This window comes from Waterburya agarophytonicola KI4, assembly GCF_020640915.1.
Taxonomy (GTDB): domain Bacteria; phylum Cyanobacteriota; class Cyanobacteriia; order Cyanobacteriales; family Xenococcaceae; genus Waterburya; species Waterburya agarophytonicola.
Genome location: NZ_JADWDC010000007.1, coordinates 1 through 20,279, shown reverse-complemented (window position 1 = coordinate 20,279; position 20,279 = coordinate 1). Strand labels below are relative to the sequence as shown.

Annotated in this window: 16 protein-coding genes; 11 read left to right on the top strand and 5 right to left on the bottom strand. The window is 38.5% G+C overall.

Annotation, left to right across the window (positions count from 1 at the left end; genetic code table 11):
• Positions 1-126 precede the first annotated feature (126 nt).
• From acnB to I4641_RS04105, 10 genes are all read left to right on the top strand, one after another.
• The gene (gene acnB / locus I4641_RS04150) at positions 127-2,736 is read left to right on the top strand and encodes a bifunctional aconitate hydratase 2/2-methylisocitrate dehydratase (protein WP_229639205.1); all 2,610 of its coding nucleotides are present in this window, start codon (positions 127-129) and stop codon (positions 2,734-2,736) included.
• Between the two features lie 142 nt (positions 2,737-2,878).
• The gene (locus I4641_RS04145; protein WP_229639204.1) at positions 2,879-3,847 is read left to right on the top strand and encodes a DUF262 domain-containing protein; all 969 of its coding nucleotides are present in this window, start codon (positions 2,879-2,881) and stop codon (positions 3,845-3,847) included.
• A 36-nt stretch (positions 3,848-3,883) separates the two neighbouring features.
• Positions 3,884-4,603 (top strand): HNH endonuclease family protein, encoded by a 720-nt coding sequence (locus I4641_RS04140; protein WP_229639203.1) that lies wholly within the window; start codon positions 3,884-3,886, stop codon positions 4,601-4,603.
• Between the two features lie 84 nt (positions 4,604-4,687).
• Entirely contained in the window at positions 4,688-4,891 is a 204-nt protein-coding gene (locus tag I4641_RS04135) for an endonuclease domain-containing protein (protein WP_369426718.1), read from the top strand.
• 132 nt (positions 4,892-5,023) lie between these two features.
• Positions 5,024-6,166 (top strand): SpoIID/LytB domain-containing protein, encoded by a 1,143-nt coding sequence (locus I4641_RS04130; RefSeq protein WP_229639201.1) that lies wholly within the window; start codon positions 5,024-5,026, stop codon positions 6,164-6,166.
• A 112-nt stretch (positions 6,167-6,278) separates the two neighbouring features.
• Complete coding sequence (locus tag I4641_RS04125) at positions 6,279-7,430, top strand: glycosyltransferase family protein (RefSeq protein ID WP_229639200.1); 1,152 nt, start codon at positions 6,279-6,281, stop codon at positions 7,428-7,430.
• Between the two features lie 154 nt (positions 7,431-7,584).
• Positions 7,585-8,883, top strand: a complete 1,299-nt coding sequence (gene thrC, locus I4641_RS04120) for a threonine synthase (protein WP_229639199.1) — start codon at positions 7,585-7,587, stop codon at positions 8,881-8,883.
• Positions 8,884-8,928: 45 nt separating this feature from the next.
• Positions 8,929-9,204: a MoaD/ThiS family protein gene (locus I4641_RS04115; protein ID WP_229639198.1), complete on the top strand. Its 276-nt coding sequence runs from the start codon at positions 8,929-8,931 to the stop codon at positions 9,202-9,204.
• Positions 9,205-9,392: 188 nt separating this feature from the next.
• Entirely contained in the window at positions 9,393-10,484 is a 1,092-nt protein-coding gene (locus tag I4641_RS04110; RefSeq protein WP_229639197.1) for an amino acid ABC transporter substrate-binding protein, read from the top strand.
• A gap of 78 nt (positions 10,485-10,562) precedes the next feature.
• Positions 10,563-11,645 carry an amino acid ABC transporter substrate-binding protein gene (locus tag I4641_RS04105; protein WP_229639196.1) on the top strand — a complete coding sequence of 361 codons (1,083 nt, stop codon included), beginning with the start codon at positions 10,563-10,565 and terminating at the stop codon, positions 11,643-11,645.
• Between the two features lie 74 nt (positions 11,646-11,719).
• Here I4641_RS04105 and I4641_RS04100 read toward each other — a convergent pair whose 3' ends face one another.
• Complete coding sequence (locus I4641_RS04100) at positions 11,720-12,592, bottom strand: YihY/virulence factor BrkB family protein (RefSeq protein ID WP_229639195.1); 873 nt, start codon at positions 12,590-12,592, stop codon at positions 11,720-11,722.
• 192 nt (positions 12,593-12,784) lie between these two features.
• Between I4641_RS04100 and I4641_RS04095 the strand changes: the two genes are divergently transcribed.
• Positions 12,785-13,555 carry a hypothetical protein gene (locus I4641_RS04095; protein WP_229639194.1) on the top strand — a complete coding sequence of 257 codons (771 nt, stop codon included), beginning with the start codon at positions 12,785-12,787 and terminating at the stop codon, positions 13,553-13,555.
• A gap of 15 nt (positions 13,556-13,570) precedes the next feature.
• Here the strand turns inward: I4641_RS04095 and I4641_RS04090 are convergent, their stop codons facing one another.
• The 4 genes from I4641_RS04090 to I4641_RS04075 all read right to left on the bottom strand — a co-directional run bounded on the left by I4641_RS04090 (position 13,571) and on the right by I4641_RS04075 (position 20,168).
• Positions 13,571-16,396, bottom strand: a complete 2,826-nt coding sequence (locus tag I4641_RS04090; RefSeq protein WP_229639193.1) for an EAL domain-containing protein — start codon at positions 16,394-16,396, stop codon at positions 13,571-13,573.
• 266 nt (positions 16,397-16,662) lie between these two features.
• The gene (locus tag I4641_RS04085) at positions 16,663-18,015 is read right to left on the bottom strand and encodes a proton extrusion protein PcxA (protein WP_229639192.1); all 1,353 of its coding nucleotides are present in this window, start codon (positions 18,013-18,015) and stop codon (positions 16,663-16,665) included.
• 94 nt (positions 18,016-18,109) lie between these two features.
• Entirely contained in the window at positions 18,110-19,777 is a 1,668-nt protein-coding gene (locus I4641_RS04080; protein WP_229639191.1) for a trypsin-like peptidase domain-containing protein, read from the bottom strand.
• 7 nt (positions 19,778-19,784) lie between these two features.
• A complete protein-coding gene (locus I4641_RS04075; protein ID WP_229639190.1) occupies positions 19,785-20,168 on the bottom strand; it encodes a DUF2237 family protein in 384 nt (127 codons plus the stop codon).
• Positions 20,169-20,279 lie beyond the last annotated feature (111 nt).

Here is a 20,279-nt window from a genome sequence, read left to right as displayed (position 1 = left end):
TCGATAAATCAATAGAATATAAGTGTATTAGGCAAAAAATGCTCATCAAAAACAGAGATAGAAGGAGACTGGATGAGACAATATATATCCTATTTAGAATCTATGTATAGAGAGGAAAACTACTAAATGCTAGAACAATACAGAAAGCAAGCTGCCAAAAGAGAAGAATTAGGCATACCTGCATTGCCTTTAACAGCGCAGCAGACTTCGGAATTGTGCGAGATACTCAAAAATCCTCCCGAAACCGAAAAAGAAGAATTACTGTCATTATTGCGCGATCGCGTTCCCCCTGGTGTAGATGATGCAGCTTATGTCAAAGCTGGTTTTTTAACTGCGGTAGCCAAGGGAGAAATCAAATGTCCTATAATTTCTGCCCAAGGTGCAGTTAGCTTACTGGGTACAATGATGGGTGGCTATAACGTCCAATCTTTAGTAGATTTACTAAAATCTAACGAACCTGGTATTGCTTCCGAAGCAGTGGCAGCCTTGAGTAAAACCTTATTGGTATTTGATGCCTTTAACGATGTATTAGAACTATCTGATATTAATCCCTATGCCAAGCAAGTAATCGATTCTTGGGCGAATGCAGAATGGTTTATTGGTCGTTCCAAGCCAGCAGAAGCTATCACCGTTACTGTATTTAAAGTGCCAGGAGAAACCAACACCGACGACTTATCCCCTGCACCCCACGCTACGACTCGCCCCGATATTCCCCTCCACGCTTTAGCAATGCTAGAGTCCAAAATGCCCGATGGCTTGGAAACTATTGCCAAGTTAAAAGAAAAAGGTCATCCTGTAGCCTATGTGGGCGATGTGGTTGGTACTGGTTCGTCTCGTAAGTCGGCAATCAACTCCGTATTGTGGCATATTGGTTCAGAAATACCTTTTGTTCCCAACAAAAAAGCTGGTGGCTATATTTTGGGTGATAAAATCGCTCCTATATTCTTCAATACTGCTGAAGACTCTGGCGCATTGCCTATCGAATGCGATGTTAGTCAATTAAACACTGGCGATGTGATTACTATTCATCCCTACAAAGGCGAAATTACTTTAGGGGCTAACGGTAGTTCGCCCAAAGTTATCTCTACCTTCGATCTCAAACCCGACACTATTATCGATGAAGTACGGGCTGGCGGTAGAATACCTTTATTAATTGGCAGGGCATTAACCGACAAAACCAGAGAGGCATTAGGCTTACCAGTCTCCGAAGTCTTTACTCGCCCTTCTGCACCAGTAGATACAGGTAAAGGCTTTACTTTGGCTCAAAAAATGGTGGGTAAGGCTTCTGGTTTACCTGGAGTTCGCCCTGGTACTTCCTGCGAACCCTTGATGACTACCGTTGGTTCTCAAGATACCACAGGGCCAATGACCCGGGATGAATTAAAAGAATTAGCCTGTCTCGGTTTTAATGCCGACTTGACTCTGCAAACCTTCTGCCATACCGCAGCCTATCCTAAGCCTGTAGACATTGAGACTCACAAAAACTTACCCGACTTCTTTTCTACTCGCGGTGGGGTAGCTTTGCGCCCAGGAGACGGTATTATTCACTCTTGGTTAAACAGAATGTTGTTACCCGATACTGTGGGTACTGGTGGTGACTCCCATACTCGTTTTCCTTTGGGTATTTCTTTCCCTGCGGGTTCTGGTTTGGTAGCTTTTGCAGCAGCATTGGGAGTAATGCCCTTAGATATGCCCGAATCGGTTTTAGTCCGCTTTACAGGAGAATTACAGCCAGGAATTACCCTACGAGATATTGTTAATGCTATTCCTTGGGTGGCTATTCAAGAGGGAAAATTAACCGTTTCCAAAGAGAATAAGATCAACGTCTTCAATGGGCGAGTAATGGAGATGGAAGGCTTACCCGACTTAAAAGTCGAACAGGCTTTTGAACTAACTGATGCTACTGCCGAACGTTCTTGTTCTGGAAGTACGATTAAACTAAGCGAGGATACCGTAGCAGAATACTTGCGATCGAATGTAACCTTGCTAACTAATATGGTAGCCCGTGGTTATGGCGATGCCCGCACTATTATGCGTCGCGTTGGCAAAATGAAACAGTGGTTGGCTAACCCCGAACTTATGTCTGCGGATGCGGATGCGGAATATGCAGATACGGTAGAAATCAACCTCAACGAAATCAAAGAACCCATCGTCGCTGCGCCCAACGATCCTGATAACGTCAAATTAATGTCTGAATGCGCGGGAGACAAAGTAGACGAAGTATTTATTGGTTCTTGCATGACCAACATTGGACACTATCGCGCTGCTGCCAAAATTCTAGAGGGGGAAGGCGTAATCAAAGGAAGACTTTGGGTATGCCCTCCTACTCGCATGGATGAGAAACAACTCCGTGAAGAAGGCGTATACGGCATATTTGCTGCTGCTGGCGCGCGTACCGAGATGCCTGGCTGTTCTCTCTGTATGGGTAATCAAGCCCGCGTGGAAGATAATGCTACTGTTTTCTCCACTTCTACCCGTAACTTCAACAACCGCATGGGTAAAGGCGCACAGGTTTACTTAGGTTCGGCTGAGTTAGCTGCTGTCTGTGCATTGTTAGGCAAGATTCCTACAGTGGAAGAATATATGGCAGTTGTAAAAGAGAAAATTGCACCTTTTGAAAGCGATTTATATCGTTACCTCAACTTTGATCAAATTGATAATTTCGAGGATGAAGGTAGGGTAATTGCTTTGGAAGATATGCCTAAGATTGAGGATATTTTAGGTATGCCTGTATAAACCTCTTCCCCAGCCCCTCTCCTACTAGGAGAGGGGTACTTTTTTCTATTTCTACAATTTCAGTCAAAAAAACCGAATATATTGATGTTTTAAGTAAAACAGTGGGAATGATTAGATAAGAAACTAAAAATCTAATCTTCACATGAAAGCATCAGAAACTCATCTTCGCAATTTATTGGGAAACAATAATATACAATTTCAAGTTCCTCTTTTTCAAAGACCGTATTCTTGGAAGAAAGAAAATTGGGAAATTCTATGGGAAGATTTGATGCGTATCTATAGAGACGAAATTACAGGCAGTTATTTTCTTGGTTCGCTCGTTACTCAATCTCTTCCAGGTTCAGCAGATGGCATTTGTCCATTCCTAATTATTGATGGTCAACAACGTTTGACAACACTAACTATTATATTGGCAAGCTTAAAAGGATACTTGAAAAAGTCAAGACAAGCAGAAGATAAAAAGATAGCAGAAGAATTATACGAATGTTATTTGGTTAACAAGTTTCAACAAAAAGAAGATTATTACAAAATTTTGCCAACTCAAGACGATCGTGAAGTTTATCAGGGAATAGTTAAGGGTAAATCAAATAAAGATTTTAAAAATCAAGTCAAAGATAAAAATATCTATAAGGCTTACAGCTTTTTTGAAAGCTCTTTGAAAAAGATACCGTTCAATACTAAAGCAGAGCAAATTTTGAACTTCAAGAAAATAAAAAATATTATTTTAGAGCAGTTAGTTTTAGTTAATATTACATCTGAAGATAAGGACAATCCTTATTTAATATTTGAAAGCCTTAATAATAAAGGGCAGGAATTAACACAAGCTGATTTAGTTCGCAATTATTTGTTTATGAAATTACCAACAGATCGACAATCGAGTGTATATGAGGGCAAATGGCTACCTATAGAAACTACCTTTAAAGAAAATAATCAAAAAGAAGATAAATATTCGGAATTAATAACTGATTTTTTCTGGTTTTATTTACGTAAAGATGGAAAATCAATAACAAAAAAAGAAGTTTATCAAACTATCAAAAACCAAATAGACAATTATAATTGCGATATTGAAGATGAAATAAATACAATTATTAAATTTGCTAAATACTATTAGTGCATAATATTTGAGGAGATAGAAAAAGAAGATGTATTGAAAAAATATTTTAGCTATTTTCAGAAGCTAGATTTTAGTACTTGTCATATTTTTCTACTAAATATCTACAATGATTATTATGAACAAAATTTATCCCTTGAAGACTTTGAACAAATTTTAGCCTATTTAGAATCTTACTTTGTTAGGCGATGGTTTGCAGGTATTCCTCCCAATATTTTAGGGAAAATATTCGATAATCTCTATACTGAAGTTAAAAAAAATAATCCTGATGATTTAGTGAAAGGATTACGCACTGTATTAAGTAACTATAGCGGAAATAAGGCTTTTCCAAAAGACGATCCATTTCGTCAAGGAATTATTCAAAAAGCTATATATAAAAAAAGCGATGTTCAAAGAGTAAAATTTATTTTGGAGCGTTTGGAAAAATCATTGAATCAAAAAGAAATAGTTGATTCTGATACTCTTACTATAGAGCATATTATGCCTCAAACTTTAACTTCTGAATGGCAGAATAGTCTAGGGGGTAATCATAACACTATTAAGAAACAATGGTTGAATACATTAGGTAATCTTACATTGACGGGCTATAATTCAGAGCTTTCTAATAAAATATTCGATACCAAGAAGAAAATGTATCAAGAATCGAATATTTCATTAAATAAGCATTTTAAAGATGTTGATACATGGAATGAAGACTCTATGAAAAAACGCGCTGAACAATTAGCAGATATTGCAATTAAGATATGGTCAAGATAAAAATATATTAGTTCCTTCCTTTGAGAGGAGAAGGGCTAGGGAAGATGCCAAATGAAACCAAACAACATCATAATCTGATAAAAAATATCTCCACAAAAAATTAAACGTGCGAAAGAATTAAGGCAGAACATGACCCCAGTAGAAAAAATACTCTGGGACTATTTAAGAGCCAAAAGATTAAATAACTTAAAGTTTCGTCGCCAACAAATAATTGAAGAATTTATTGTTAATTTTTATTGTCATTCTCTGGGATTAATTATAGAAGTTGATGGCGAAATACATAACTAACAAAAAGAATACGATCGCTTATCCGAGCTTTGAGTATAATTGCCGTGCAGATTACCTTACCATTGTCATAAGAAAAAAAATGTCGCAATATATTGGTGGCAATCTTTTATAAAAATACAACTATTAATCTTGATGGTATCTGAGAACTTAAAATCTATTAATTTTCTTGTTAAATCGGTATTTTCCCAGAAATCTCATTGGTTGTTGTCTGGGCTTTTTTGGCTTTTAATTATTTTTCCCGTACAAGCAATTGAGTTACGAGTAGCAATTAAAAAGGATGTCTCTAACGTCAAGGTTGGTAGTTCCACCGAAGCAATAGTCAAAGATGGTACGGGGAGGCAAATTGGCGAACTAACTCCCATGTCTTCTCTGGCTGCCAAAACTGAAGGAAATAATATTACGATTGCAAATCGCCTGGGTGCAACTGAATTAATTATTGAACCCACGGAAAATGGCTATGTGTGGATTGGAGATCGCTGGTATCGGGGAAAAACCCACCTTGTGCGTGAAGGTAATACGATCTCTGCCATCAATTACGTAGATTTAGAAGATTATCTATATAGTGTGGTGGGGGCAGAAGCCGTCTCAACTTGGCCGATAGAGGCTCTAAAGGCTCAAGCAGTTGCAGCCCGTTCTTATGCTTTATATAAACGCAACACTGAAGCCAACAGTATTTATGATATGGATACTACCGTTACGACTCAAGTATATAAAGGTTTAGACACGGAATACACCACTACCCACGAAGCCGTAAATAGTACTCTCGGTCAGATAATGACCTATAACAATGAAGTCATCTTGGCAGCCTTTCATTCATCTTCTGGAGGGCATACAGAAAATGTCGAGGATGTTTGGAGTTCTCCCTTGCCTTATCTTAGGGCAGTAGTCGATTACGACCAAAAAGCCCCCGTATTCCAATGGCAACAAATTTTTCCCGTCAGTCGAATAAAAACTTTGGTGGCGGGAGTCGGCAATATTAGAGGCTTACAGCCCATCAAAATGACCCCTCGCGGTCGAGTTATCGAAATGAAAGTCACAGGAGATCTCGGTTCGGCTAACCTGAGTGGCAAAGAAATACGTCAAGCTCTCGATCTCCGCAGTACTCTATTTCGTATGTCTACAGATGGCAAAAATATTCGAGTAAGTGGTCGTGGTTTTGGTCATGGATTGGGTTTGAGTCAGTGGGGTGCCTATTATTTAGCCCAACAAGGAGTTGACTATCATCGGATTCTGGCTCACTATTATCAGAATGCTAATTTGACTAAACTAGAATAGTTTGATTGTTAATCGATCGATATTGGTCTAAGATTTACGCTGAAAATCTACAACATCATTCCATATATCCCTTTATTGGATTATGAATCAAAGCTTTTAATATTTACCGAGTATGTCCAACAATTCCTCTTCTGTAGATACAGATCGAACACCTCGTATTTTAGTTGTCTCTGTTCGTGACTTTCGCTTTCAGGCAGCTAATTGCTGTATTTATGAGTTTGAAGATTTACTTACTAGTTTAGAATCTGCTCAGTTACATTGTCCTGGAAATGAGTATGCTTTTCCTTTTGATTCGGCACGAAAAATTTATCGCACTGCCAAATATGCAGGTTTAAGCGATCGCCTTGCCGCGACTATTGCTCCTTTTCCTCAAGATTTGGTTCTAGATCGCCAATACGATCTGTTATTTGCCGTATTAGATAATCCGTGGCAGATGCATCTCCTCGAATCTATTAAAGGATGGCGGGAGAAATGCCGTAAAACAGCCTGTTTTATTGCTGAAATGTGGATGCCTGACTTAAATAACTGGAGATTGGCCAAAGAACCCTGGGATGACTTTGACCATGTTTTTTTGGGAGTGACTCAATGTATTGAAGGTTTGAGCAAGCTGGTTAAAACACCACTTACTTATGTTCCTCCCGCAGTTGATACCCTACGTTTTTCTCCTTATCCGAATCCTCCCCAACGTTCGATTGATGTTTCCTATGTAGGAAGGCGATCGCCCATAATTCACGATGCTTTAATAAAAAGGGCTGCTAAAGATAATTTCTTTTATTATTACGACACGATTAAAGGAAAGCTACAAATTGACAACCCCAGAGAACATCGCATTTTGCTGGCTGATGTATTTCAAAGAAGCCGTTATAACATTACTAATTATGCCAAATTTAATGAAGTAAAAGAAACTGGTGGTACTCAAGAAATTGGCTACCGTTTCTTTGAAGGTGCCGCAGCAGGAACAGTTATGGTAGGAATGCCCCCCGCTGGAGATGCTTTTCCTCGCTATTTTGATTGGTCAGATCCAATTATTCAAGTCGATCTTCGGGGAACAGATGTGGTAGAAGCGATCGCCGAATTGGACGCTCAACCAGAAAAACTAGAACGTATTAGTAAAATGAACGTTGCTAATTCTCTCCTCAAGCACGATTGGGCTTATCGTTGGCGAGATATGCTAGCTGCTTTAGATTTAGAACCCAGCCCTGCTATGGCAGCTAGGGAAAAGTATCTGAAAGAATTAGCCCATAGTATTTTGGCAGAAGCTTGAAGGATTATTGAAGGATTTTAAATATCGTACTGCGGGATTTTCATCTCGCTTTTTTGTCTTAATTTAATCCCGACTAAAATTATCGGGTATGTTTGACTCGATCTTTTTAGCTGTGATAGTATCAAATCACTGTTGACGGAATGAAAATAAACTAATGACTCAGACACCAATAAAAACCAGTACGGGCAAGACTTTCACTCACTTAGTATCTAAAGAAGGTGGAGTTAAATATCCCCTCAAGGCTCTCAACGTCTGTGAAGAAACCTTTTCTCCTTTAGAAGTTGCTTATGACTACGATGAAATTCGCCGTCAGGTAAGCCGTGAAAGTATTGAAGCGGGGCCTCACTCTATCTGGCGTTACAAAGCATTTTTGCCTGTAGAGAGCGAAAATCCCATTGATGTGGGTACGGGAATGACTCCCTTGGTAAAATCCAATCGTTTAGCTCGTCAATTGGGTCTGAAAAATCTTTATATTAAAAACGATGCGGTTAATATGCCTACCCTTAGTTTCAAAGACAGGGTAGTATCGGTAGCCTTAACTCGCGCCAGAGAATTAGGATTTTCTACTGTCTCCTGTGCTAGTACTGGTAATCTAGCCAACTCCACTGCTGCGATCGCTGCTCATGCAGGAATGGACTGTTGCGTATTTATTCCTTCTGACTTGGAAGCAGGAAAAGTATTGGGAACTTTGATTTACAACCCCACCTTGATGGCAGTTAAAGGCAACTACGACCAAGTTAACCGCCTTTGTTCGGAAGTCGGCAATAGTTATGGCTGGGGTTTCGTCAACATCAATCTTCGTCCTTACTATTCTGAAGGTTCTAAAACATTGGGTTATGAAGTAGCCGAACAACTAGGTTGGGAATTACCCGATCATATCGTTGCACCTTTGGCTTCTGGTTCTCTCTTCACCAAAATCTACAAAGGATTTAACGAATTTGTCAAAGTCGGTTTAGTCGATGAAAAAGCAGTCCGCTTTAGTGGCGCGCAAGCAGAAGGTTGTTCCCCCATCGCTCAAGCATTTAAAGAAGGCAGAGATTTCGTTACTCCTGTCAAACCCAACACGATCGCCAAATCCATTGCGATCGGCAATCCTGCTGATGGCTGCTACGCTTTAGAAGTTGCTCGCAAAACTAACGGTAATATCGAATCTGTTACCGATGCAGAAATAGTTGAAGGAATGAAGCTTTTGGCAGAAACTGAAGGTATCTTTACCGAAACTGCTGGGGGTACTACGATCGCCGTTCTCAAAAAGCTAGTAGAAGCAGGTAAAATAAATCCTGATGAAAAAACTGTTGTTTATATTACTGGTAACGGGTTGAAAACCCAAGAAGCCGTACAGGGCTATATTGGTCAACCGTTCATCATCGAACCCAAACTAGAAAGCTTCGAGCGCGCTCTAGAACGCTCTCGTACTCTAGAGCGTTTGGAATGGCAACAAACCAACGTTTAATTCCTGCTGATTTATCACTCATTATTTATTTATTTCCAATCGATCATGACCGTTAAAGTATTAGTTCCTACTCCTCTGCAAAAGTTTACTAACAACCAAGCTACTATCGAATGTGGCGGTAGTAATATTGACGAGCTTATCGACGCTCTAGAAAGTAATTGTCCTGGGATCAAAGCACGTATTTGTGACGAAACAGGCAAACCTCGTCGTTTCCTCAATCTTTATGTCAATAGCGAAGATATTCGTTTCCTTGAGGGTACGGATACAGCTTTGGCAGATGGGGATGAAGTCAGTATTGTTCCTGCTGTTGCAGGGGGCTAAATATAGCTAAACGTAATTACAGATTTCCGTAACAGTTTTCAGGTTAGCAACAAAGCTAACCTTTTTTTTGTCAAAAAATAGTTGTGGCAGCGATCGCAAAATAAAGGTCGATTTATTCCTTAACAAAAAATCATGGAGGAGAAAGTTAAGCAAGTAAACTTTAAAGGAGTGAATTTCGATTTTTCTAAATGTTACACGAATCGATTATTAAACCCATATTTCGTCTTCTACTGTTGGCATTAATGCTAACAACTATCTGGGGTTGCACAGAAAGAAATCGCCAGAGACTTGGAAAAAGTAATGAAATAGAACAGCTAGAAAATGGCGCAGATCTAGATAATCGTCTCAATACGATTAAAAAACGGGGAAAATTGATTTGTGGAATTGACGATCGCCTACCAGGATTTAGTTATAAAGAATCAGATGGTAGTTATTCAGGTATTTCGGTAGACTTATGTCGGGCGATCGCCGTAGTCTTGTTTGAAGATACTAGTAAGGTGGAATTCCGCCATCTCAATTCCCAAGAACGTTTTACTGCGGTGGCGTCTGGAGAAGTCGATATATTGAGTCGCAATACAACTTGGACGTTTAGTCGTGATACTTCTGGAGGATTGGATTTTCCTCCTACCAACTTTTATGACGGTCAAGGTTTATTGGTTGCCGAAGATAGCGAAATCAACAACTTAAATGATTTGAATGGCAAATCTGTTTGCGTAGCTGCAAATACTACTGCGGAAAATAATTTAGGGATACAAATGCGCAAGAGAAATCTGGCTTATACTCCCATAACATTTGAAGATACAGAAACAATGTATCGCTCCTACGAATCCCAAGATTGTCAAGTTGTCACGAGCGATCGCTCCGATCTAATTGCCCGTCGCACTAGCTTTACCAATCCTGGGGCGCATAAAGTATTGGATCTGGTATTTTCTAAAGAACCATTAGGGCCAGTAATTGCTAACGGAGAACCAGAATGGTTTGATGTGGTGGAATGGGTTTTTTATGCCACAATTAAAGCCGAAGAAATGGGCATTAATTCCCAAAATATCGATCGCTTTGCCCAAACAAAAAATCCAGCCATCCGACGTTTTTTGGGTATGGAGGAAGATTTGGGTAAAAATATTGGACTATCCCAGGATTTTGCCCAAAAAATAATTAAATCTGTGGGTAATTATGGAGAGATTTACGATCGCAATATTGGCAAACCCTTTGATTTGTCCAGAGGAGAAAATAATTTGGTAAAAAATGGTGGTTTGCTCCATTCTCCTCCTTTTAGATAGTTGCACTTATTGCTAATTGCTGCCTGCTACTTTTAAACTATTAGTTTATCTATTCTAATTAATATCAAGTACTGCAATATGTTTGCTTGGACAACTTTAAGACAAAAATTCAGTCCTTTATGCTTAATTTTAATAGTTACTGCTATTGGTAATGGCTGTAGTAGTAATAGTAACAGGACAAAAAACTCGAATAATGACCTAAATGGGCTAACCAACGCCGATAGTCGTTTGGCAACAGTAACTAAAAGAGGGAAATTGATTTGTGGTGTCAACGGACAACTACCAGGATTTAGCTCTGTCGATTCCAACGGTCAATATTCAGGGCTGGATGTAGATTTGTGTAAAGCAATAGCAGCAGCTTTATTTGACGATCCTACTAAAGTAGAATACCGCAATCTGAATGCAGAAGAACGTTTTAGCGCGGTAACTTCGGGAAAAGTCGATTTGCTCAGTCGCAATACCACTTGGACATTAAGTCGTGATACTTCTCTAGGGATGGAATTTGCTCCTACAACGTTTTATGACGGTCAAGGATTACTTACTACTCAAGCCAGTGGAATCAAGACTTTAGAAGACCTAGATAATAAATCAGTTTGCGTTTTATCGGGAACGACTAACCAACAAAATTTAGCCGATCGCATGAGAAGATTGAGCTTAAATTATTCTCCGATTGTATTTGAAGATGCAGACCTTCTGTATAAAGCTTATGAAACGGGAAGTTGTGACGCTGCCACTAGCGATCGCTCTCAATTGACCATCCGTCGTCAAGAGTTCGCCTTACCTGACGACCATTTAGTATTATCCGAGGTTTTATCCAAAGAACCATTAGGACCGTTGGTAGCTAATGGCGATTCTCAATGGTTTGATGTAGTCAAATGGGTAATTTATGCCCTAATTGAGGCAGAAGAATTGGGCATTAATTCTCAAAATATCGATCGCTTTGCCCAAACAAAAAATCCTCCAATTAAACGTTTTTTATTTGCGGAAAGTGTCGAAAATAATTTGGGATTAAACAATGATTTTGCCCTGAGAATTATCAAGCACGTTGGTAATTATGGAGAGATTTACGATCGTAATATTGGCAAGCCATTTAATTTCGAACGGGGTTTAAATGCTTTGTGGAAAGATGGCGGATTGATGCATGCTCCGCCTTTTAGATAATTGATAATTAGGGCTTACTGAAAAAGTCTAAAATGACCAATAACTAATAACCAATGACAAATAACCAATAACATTCAATCAATCTGAGAATGCTTATTGGGTTTAATTTTTGAACCGTACATCCGACTATAAACTTGAGTAAATTCTGCCCCGAACAAGATAATTTGTGCTGAATAATATACCCAAGCCAGGAATACGATTAAAGATCCCGCAGCACCATATGCAGAGCCGAGACTACCTCTACTAATATATACACCAAGCAAAAATTTACCAAAGATAAATAGTAAAGCTGTAATTAACGAGCCGACAAAAACATCTTTCCAGGCAATTGTGACATCTGGTACGTATTTAAACATCAAACCAAACAAAAAAGTCATCAAACCCAAAGAGACAATAAAATCTAGATTTTCCCAGAGAATTTGCGAGCCTGGTAAAAAATCTGTACGATACTGGCTTAAGGTAGCCACAACAGCACTTAAAATCAAAGATAGCATCAACAAAAACCCAATTGCTAACACCATCAAGAATGAAGACAATCGCTTGCGAATAAATAGTAACATCCCTTGTCCTGGTTGTGGTTTAACTTTCCAAACCGTATTTAATGCGTCTTGTAATTGAGCAAAAATCCCCGAAGCTCCAAGCACCAGTACTCCTATACTAATTAAAGAAGCCAACCCGCGAATTTTGGGCTGACTAATATTGTTCAGAGCCATGAGAATCGGTTTAACACCATCTTCTCCTACCAATTCAGTTAGTCGAGAGGTAATTTCCTCTTGGGCTGTATCTTGTCCAAAAAACGCTCCTGCAATTGCGATCGCAATTACTAACAAAGGTGAAATTGAAAAAACAGTGTAATAAGCCAAAGCTGCTGCAATTCGCGATGCTTTATCTTTTTGCCATTCTTGGAAAGTTTCTTTTAATAGTCGGACGACTTTACGTAAATTCATTGAGGCGAAATTGGGTTTTATAAGTTTCTTTATCTCAACCTTTATACAATATCTAAGTTTTTCATGAAGAAAATCTTCTTCTAAGTACTATTTTTGATAAAGATTGTACTAATTAATTGTCATTGGGAAAATATACGTGAAGTCACGTAGTAATATGTACGTATATAAAAAATTTCCAATTTCGATATATAAATGAATTTTAAAATACTAATATTTTTTACTCTTACTGCGGGTGTTTTATTATCTGTATTTTCAAGAGATAGTATTGCTTATGGAGAATCTAATAATAACCAAAAAATAAATGATGACAAGCTATCGACTGTAGATCGCGACGTTATCAACAATAGCAGTATTACTCACATAGTAATTGGTGCGAGGATAATTACTCAGTTTTCCCCCAGAAATAGCCAAGGAGAAAATATCGATCTGGGCAAGTTAGCATCCGATCTTGGTTACGATCATTTTAATTGGGTCAGTTATGTAGAAAAAGATCCTCATGGCATTGTAGACCAATCTGGCAAAAGGTTATCCACTCCTTATAACGATCCGCCTATAGGAGGTTATCAATACGATCGAGCCGATAGATTTCCTTTTTATTGGGATGTCGTAAATTGCGATCTCTGCAAACAACGTCATCATTTTCAAAATCACAATAATCTACAGCAATTTGAATTGGTTTTTGAAGATGCCCCCGCAGATTATCGTCTTCAATCGGGAGAAGCTATTGAATTTATTACCAGCCTAGTTGGAGTTAAAAATATAAATCCCGAGGAAGATCGAGCTGAATGGGATATCCTCCATACTTTTCGCTGGAAATTGACCAATCCCCATCCCAACTACAGTCAAGTCTCGATCATCGATTCTGATGTCAACTTCAGCCAAATATCTCCCACCTTACTCAATACCATGGTGTTAGATGGTGCAACAATACCTTCTGCTACTCAATTATCCGAATCTCAATAATTTTGTTCTCTATATTTAAGATGCGATCGCAACGGGTTTTCCCATAACATAGCCTTGAGCGTAGTCAATATTAATATCCCCCAAGCGTTTTAGTATTCGGTCGTTTTCCACAAATTCGGCAATAGTTTTGATTCCCATGAGGTGAGCGACTTCATTAATCGAATTAACAATTGCGTGGTCGTAATCTTCATTGATAATTGCCTTGACCAGACTGCCATCAATTTTAAGATAGTCTACGGAGAGATTTTTAAGATAGCCAAAAGAAGATACACCACTGCCAAAATCATCTAAAGCAAATTTAACTCCTAAGTCTTTCATGGTGGCGATAAATTTTTGTGCGTGACTGATTTGAGAGATAGCAGCAGTTTCGGTAATTTCAAAACAGAGACAGTCTCCTGGTACTTGAGATTTTTTAATTAAATCGATCGCAAAACTAGTAAATCTTTCGTCATTAATACTAGCACCAGACAAATTAATCGACACTAGAGCCTTGTCGTCAGCAAAATATCGAGGATAAGAATCTAGAGTAGTTTTTAATACCCAGCGATCAACAATAGTAATTACGCCATAACGCTCTGCTACGGGAATAAACTCTTCAGGAGTAATTAGATTTCCCGCACGATCTTTAAGACGTAATAACAATTCATAATGTAGGCGTTGTTTACCATCATCAACCATTGGCTTAATTGACTGTTTGACCAGATAAAAACGATTTTCCTTAATTGCTTGGGACACATTAGCAATATGCCCCATTTGAGTCTGTTGTAGATCGATTTCTGAACTATTATTTTCGGCAATATAAACTCGACCCCTACCCAAATTTTTCGCTTGATAGCAAGCTAGATCCGCACGACTCAATAACTCTGCTGCATCGATAGATTGTTGAGCAATACCCACCATCCCAATACTAACCCCAACATCAAATTCTACATTTTTCCACTTGATACGATAGTTATTAATGGCAAAGATTAGTTGCTCGCACACTTGCTCTGCTTCAGAGATCGAACAACCTTCTAAGATTAGACCGAATTCGTCTCCCCCCAATCTACCGAGAGTATCTTCCTTGCGAATCGTAGTTTGTAATAGTTGAGCCAACTCTGATAGTAGGCGATCGCCGACTGAGTGTCCTGCTGTATCGTTAACGATTTTAAAGCGATCTAGGTCTAGATAACAGAGAACTGATTCTGTACGATATTTCTGGGCTTTTTGGACTGAATTTTTGAGTTTTTCATTGAATTCTCGCCGATTGAGTAACCCAGTCAGATCGTCGTAAGTAGCTTGATAGGCAATTTTTTTATAAAGATTTTGTTCTGCGGTAATTTCTTGTTTGACTCCGCGATATCCTTGGAATTTGTGTTCTTGATTAAATAAAGGGCTTCCATTTATTCTAAATATTCTGACTCCATTGTGTCGATCTCGCAGACTAAAAGTGAAGTTTTTCAAAGGCTGTTTGGTTGCGGTAATTCGTTTGAAAAGTTCCCAATCAACGTCCAAGCTAGAGTTACTGTTGTGTAAATCTGGGGGATAGTGACCCAAAAATTCAGCTGGTTTTAAGCCACATAAATCTTCAACATCGCCAGATATATAAGAATAGTTGAGTTGCTCGTCCAATTCCCAAAATACATTCGCCCCCGCTTCTGCCAAATCTTTATATCTCTGTTCGTTTTCTGCTAGAGCTTTGTTAATTAGATTCCGCTTTCTAATTTTTTCAACTAATAAAATAATCGTCAAAACACTACAAAGAAGACTAAGTACAGTAATTAAAACTAAAGTCCTATATTTAACATAAAAAGGCGGTTCGACATAGAGCAATTCGCTATTTTCAGGCAGCAGATCTAGCTTGATATTATATTTCAATAACTCTCGATAATCAAAAACCCAACGATTCTTCCCTGAAGTTATGGGGCCAACTTGATCGGGCTTTGCCCCGTTTAAGATTTTTTGAGCTAGTTCGACAGCTTGTCTAACATGGTATTTGCGATCGAATATTTTCCCTCCCACCACACCTTTACCAAGACGAATTTCATCTTCAACATAAATCGGGTTGGGTATTTGCTCCCGTAAAATTTGAGTGTCTTGTTGCGGATCGACCGTTGTTTGTTGAAGGTTGTTTTGACGTAATTGACCCAAAAGCAAGATGGGAACGCGATCGCTATAGCCCCCCAGACGTTTTTTAATATCTTTGACTGCCAAATCGTTGACTACTTCTACTTTCAAAGATGGGTTGGGTACTTGTTCGATCTCTTGAATCTGTTCTAAATTTGCTTTGCCTGCTTCGGTAGAATCATTAATAATAATAATATTCTTAGTCCACATTTGCCTGGTAGCTTCTAAGGCGGTGTCTACTACCGTATAGTTTTCAATCACTCCTGTCAGCCAAGGAGTATCGAGCAATTCTTGTCTAATATTTTGGATGCCCAAAAAAACTACGGGAGCATCGCTCAAAAGGCGATCGTGTTGCTTTAATACTAATTGTAAACTGGGGTCGTCAACTACCATCAGTAAATCGATTGGGATTCGAGTATATTTTTTATTGATGTAGTTGATAAATTCTTGTTGATACCCTAATTCTGGGTGGCGTTTGCTGTCTAAAAATTCATGAAAAATATTATTTTCGTTACTTATTTCCTTAAATCCGTCTTCTATTTCTGCTTGTTGCTGTTTTGTCCAAGATAATTCTGAATGATGAGAATGAATCACTAAGATATTGTCTTCTGCTTTGACCGAGTTAACGTTAATTCCAAAACAGAACAAGCCATAGACTAAAAGACTAAGAGGTTTGGTCAATAGACAATCAATCGCAATCAATGTGTTAGCCAGTAATTTATAGTTGTGGGACATCGATAGACAAAATTATTATTATGCTTACAAGCTAGCTAAATCTGAGCAAATGTTCCAGGAAAATATCTGGAAATTTTCTTCAATCTTATCAAGATCGTAGATCGACTCAGAATGCGATCGCATTTTAGCTACTAGAGCTAAATTTTTGTAAAACTAAAGACAGAAAAAAATGAACAAGGACGCGATCGCGCTATAGTTAAATAACCTGAAGATAGTTGAAGTTCTAATTATTTCGTAAATCTCTTATCTGTATAATTCTGTATAATCTACTCGTTCATATTTTTATAAGTAGCAACTGAAGAGGGAGAAATACGATTGAGATAGCGGAAAATCCAATATTTTAATACAGTATCGAGAATCACGGGAAAGGTAGCAATAAACAAGAAATTAAATTCGCGATTTTCGGGCAAACCCAAATGACGAGCAATACCTTCTAAAATAATTTCCCAACCGTGGGGAGAGTGATAACCAACGAACATATCTGTGAGCAAAATAATTAGAAAAGCTTTGGCACTATCGCTTAGTCCATAAGCAATTTCATCTAAAAATGATTTGATAACTTGAATCTCTCGCTTACAAAAGAAAATGATTCCTGTAAAAGCTAATAAAGAAAATAAATCGGCAAAAACATTACCGATCGCATTAATTCCTCTACCTTGAAATTCTTCCGATAATTCTTCTGCTTTACGTTTTATTTTTTCTTCTTCTTCTTCTTGAGAAATACGGGGCATTGTGCCAATCATACTTCTAAAATGGAGTTGTTCTTCATAACGATGTAACTCCATAAAAGCTTCTTCTTCCATATCATGATTAATAAATAAAACCTCTTGTTCGTGACTGGTAAAATATTGTTTAACTAGAGGAGTAATAATCAAACTTTTGCTTGCTTGATGAGTTAGTAAGGGAACAATAATTAGAATTAATAAAAAGCGAATTGAAATAGCTGTTTTATTACGACTTTTCCGAAATCTCTTGACTACTTCTTCTTCAGTATCGTCTGCCTTGGGATCTATTTCTTGTCTGATGCGATTTAAAGTTCGCATAAAAGAACGAGGCAAGACACTAGTTTTATCTGTAATAGTTTCGGTATTTGTTTCTTTGCCGTTCGTTTCTTTGGCTGGTCTATTCAATGCTAAAGTGCGATTATTTTTATCAATAATTAAACGATTGTCTTTTTTACTTTTTTCCAAACGGCGCGTAGGAATAAGCTCTACTTCTTCATATTTATAATTATTATATTTATCGGTTACAGCATCAATAAAAGCTAGTTTTTCGATTATTGTAAACTCGCGAGGATCTTCAAAACCATTGGTGTAGCGCACAATAGTTTGACTAGAATCATTAGGTTGAGTATCAGAAAAAATCAATAAACCGCGACTTAATCTAAATTCTGCTAATCTAGCCTTAATAGTATTGAGATAACTATTAACATCATTTCTGAATACCTTGATGACACTTTCCGAATATTCCATAGAGCTAGCAGAAACGATCTGACCGTCAAAATGATCGTCTTCGATCGCTTTAATCTTAATTGCTGCACCATAGGCTGCATCTAAAGCTCTTTGGGGAGTTGCAGATAACCAACGTCGCCCAACATTAAAAATATTTAGAAGTTTCATTAATTTTAAATAACACCATCAATAATGAGATTCGACTTTTGTTTGATTATAGAAAGATAAAGCAGCAATTATAACTAATGACTAATAATTGAAGCTACTTTGTATGCCAAATTCTAATACTGCGATCGCTCATTCCTCCGACAATAATTTGTTCGTAATAACTAGTATCAAAACCAAGAATTTGGGCTGAATTTCGATCTTGAAAGATGTTTTTCAACTCTCCCGTAGCAAGATCCCAAACTCTAATACTACGGTCGTCGCTGCCACTGAAAATAGTTTTACCATCACTGCTTACCCGAACGGTATTAACTTGACTTTCGTGACCTTCAATAATTAATTTTAATTCCCAACTAGTCCAGTCCCAAACCATGATAGTCTCATCCCTACTACCGCTGACAATCGTACGTCCATCCGATGCAATAGCAACACTGTTAACGCTTCCCTCATGACCTTCTAAAGTTGTTTTTAAATCTAGGGTTGCCAAGTCCCAAACCATAATGTTGCGATCGTCACTGCCACTAACAATAGTGCTTCCGTCAGGGGCGATCGCAACGCTATTTACTCCTTGACCGTGACCTTCAATAATTGCATTCAATTCCCAGTCAATCCAGTCCCAGACCATAATATTGCGATCGCTACTACCGCTAACAATAGTACGTCCATCAGAGGCGATCGCAACGCTGTTTAACCTTCCTGTATGACCTTCTAAAGTACGTAACAACTCTCCCGTATTGCCATTCCAGACTCTAATAGTCCCGTCATCGCTACCGCTAACAATAGTATATCCATCAGGAGCGATCGCAAGACTGTTAACGCCTCCCTCATGACCTTCTAGGGTGCGTAATAATCGTCCTGTCTGACTATGCCAAATATTTATTGTTTCGTCTTTGCTACCGCTAGCAATCAACTGTCCGTTGCTACTAACTGCAATACTAGTGACAGAGCGATCGTGTCCGAGGGGATTGTATGCTAAAAAATAGCTAGATCTATAGTTAGCATAAGCCTGAGAAAATATGTCCTCTAGGGCATCAGTTTCAGATTCGGGTTCGGGTTCGGGTTCATATTGAGATTGAGATTCAAAATCTAAAGCAAGAGATTTGAATAAATTGATGGGAATGCCTCGACTTAAATCCCTACCACTGATAGCATCTCTTTCAGCTTCTCCATTAATGCCCACCAAACGCCCATCTTCATCGATAACGGGGCCTCCACTGCTACCTGGCAAAGTCTGGTTTGTGTACAATAAAGCATAGCCCAATTGATTTTTGGGGTTGGCGACAATATCGCGATCGATCGCTCTAATTTCTCCAGAAGTAATATCTAAGTTGGTCTGAGAAGCAGGAAAGCCTGCTACATATATAGTTTGTAGCGGAGTCAGATTTTCAGAGTCTCCCATCGATGCAACTTGATAAAACTCTTCGCTTTCAAACTGCAAAACTGCCAAGTCTAAACCTGGAATCTCCTGCTTGAAGACCACAGGATGGGTAATTCCGTCAACAGTTTCAATTTCATGAGTCGATCCGCCAACAACCACGTGCTGATTGCTCAAAACATAGTAAATACCATCCTCTTGTTTAAATATTACTCCAGAGCCATTGTATCCACTATCAGGATCGGTAATTTTGACCGTAATTTCGTCGGCTAAACTGGCGATTTCATCCAAGTCCAGGGCAATAATAGGTCTAACGGATATGATAGATAAACTAGCACCAATAATTATCGCTCCGATAAACTTACAAGGATTTGACTGAAGATTAATCATCTTACTTTTATAGATCGCCCTGCATCAATCCTACAGAATGTTCTTTCAAAACTTCCAAAGGAAAATAATCGAGCATTTTCTCGTGAGTCGCCTCTAAATTAATCGGTGGAGCAAAACCCGCTTCTAAAGCTTCTTTCCACCGTGTCGCACAAAGACACCAACAGTCTCCTGGCTTTAAACCAGGAAAATTGTACATCGGAACGGGAGTACTGAGGTCGTTACCCTTTTCCTGACTAAATTTTAAAAACTTAGCGGTAACTTCGGCGCATATTATATGCACGCCCATATCTTGAGAACCCGTTTCGCATTTGCCAGTACGATAAAATCCTGTCATGGGAGATTTGCAGCAAACCTTGAGTTCTTCACCCAGAACATTTTTAGCTGATGTCATGTTTTAAATATATTTAATTTGCCAACAATAACTAGATTTTAGCCAAATTTGAGTATCTTGAATCCCCAATAATTCTTATCCCACATCAGACAGCAAAACTTCACCGACGAT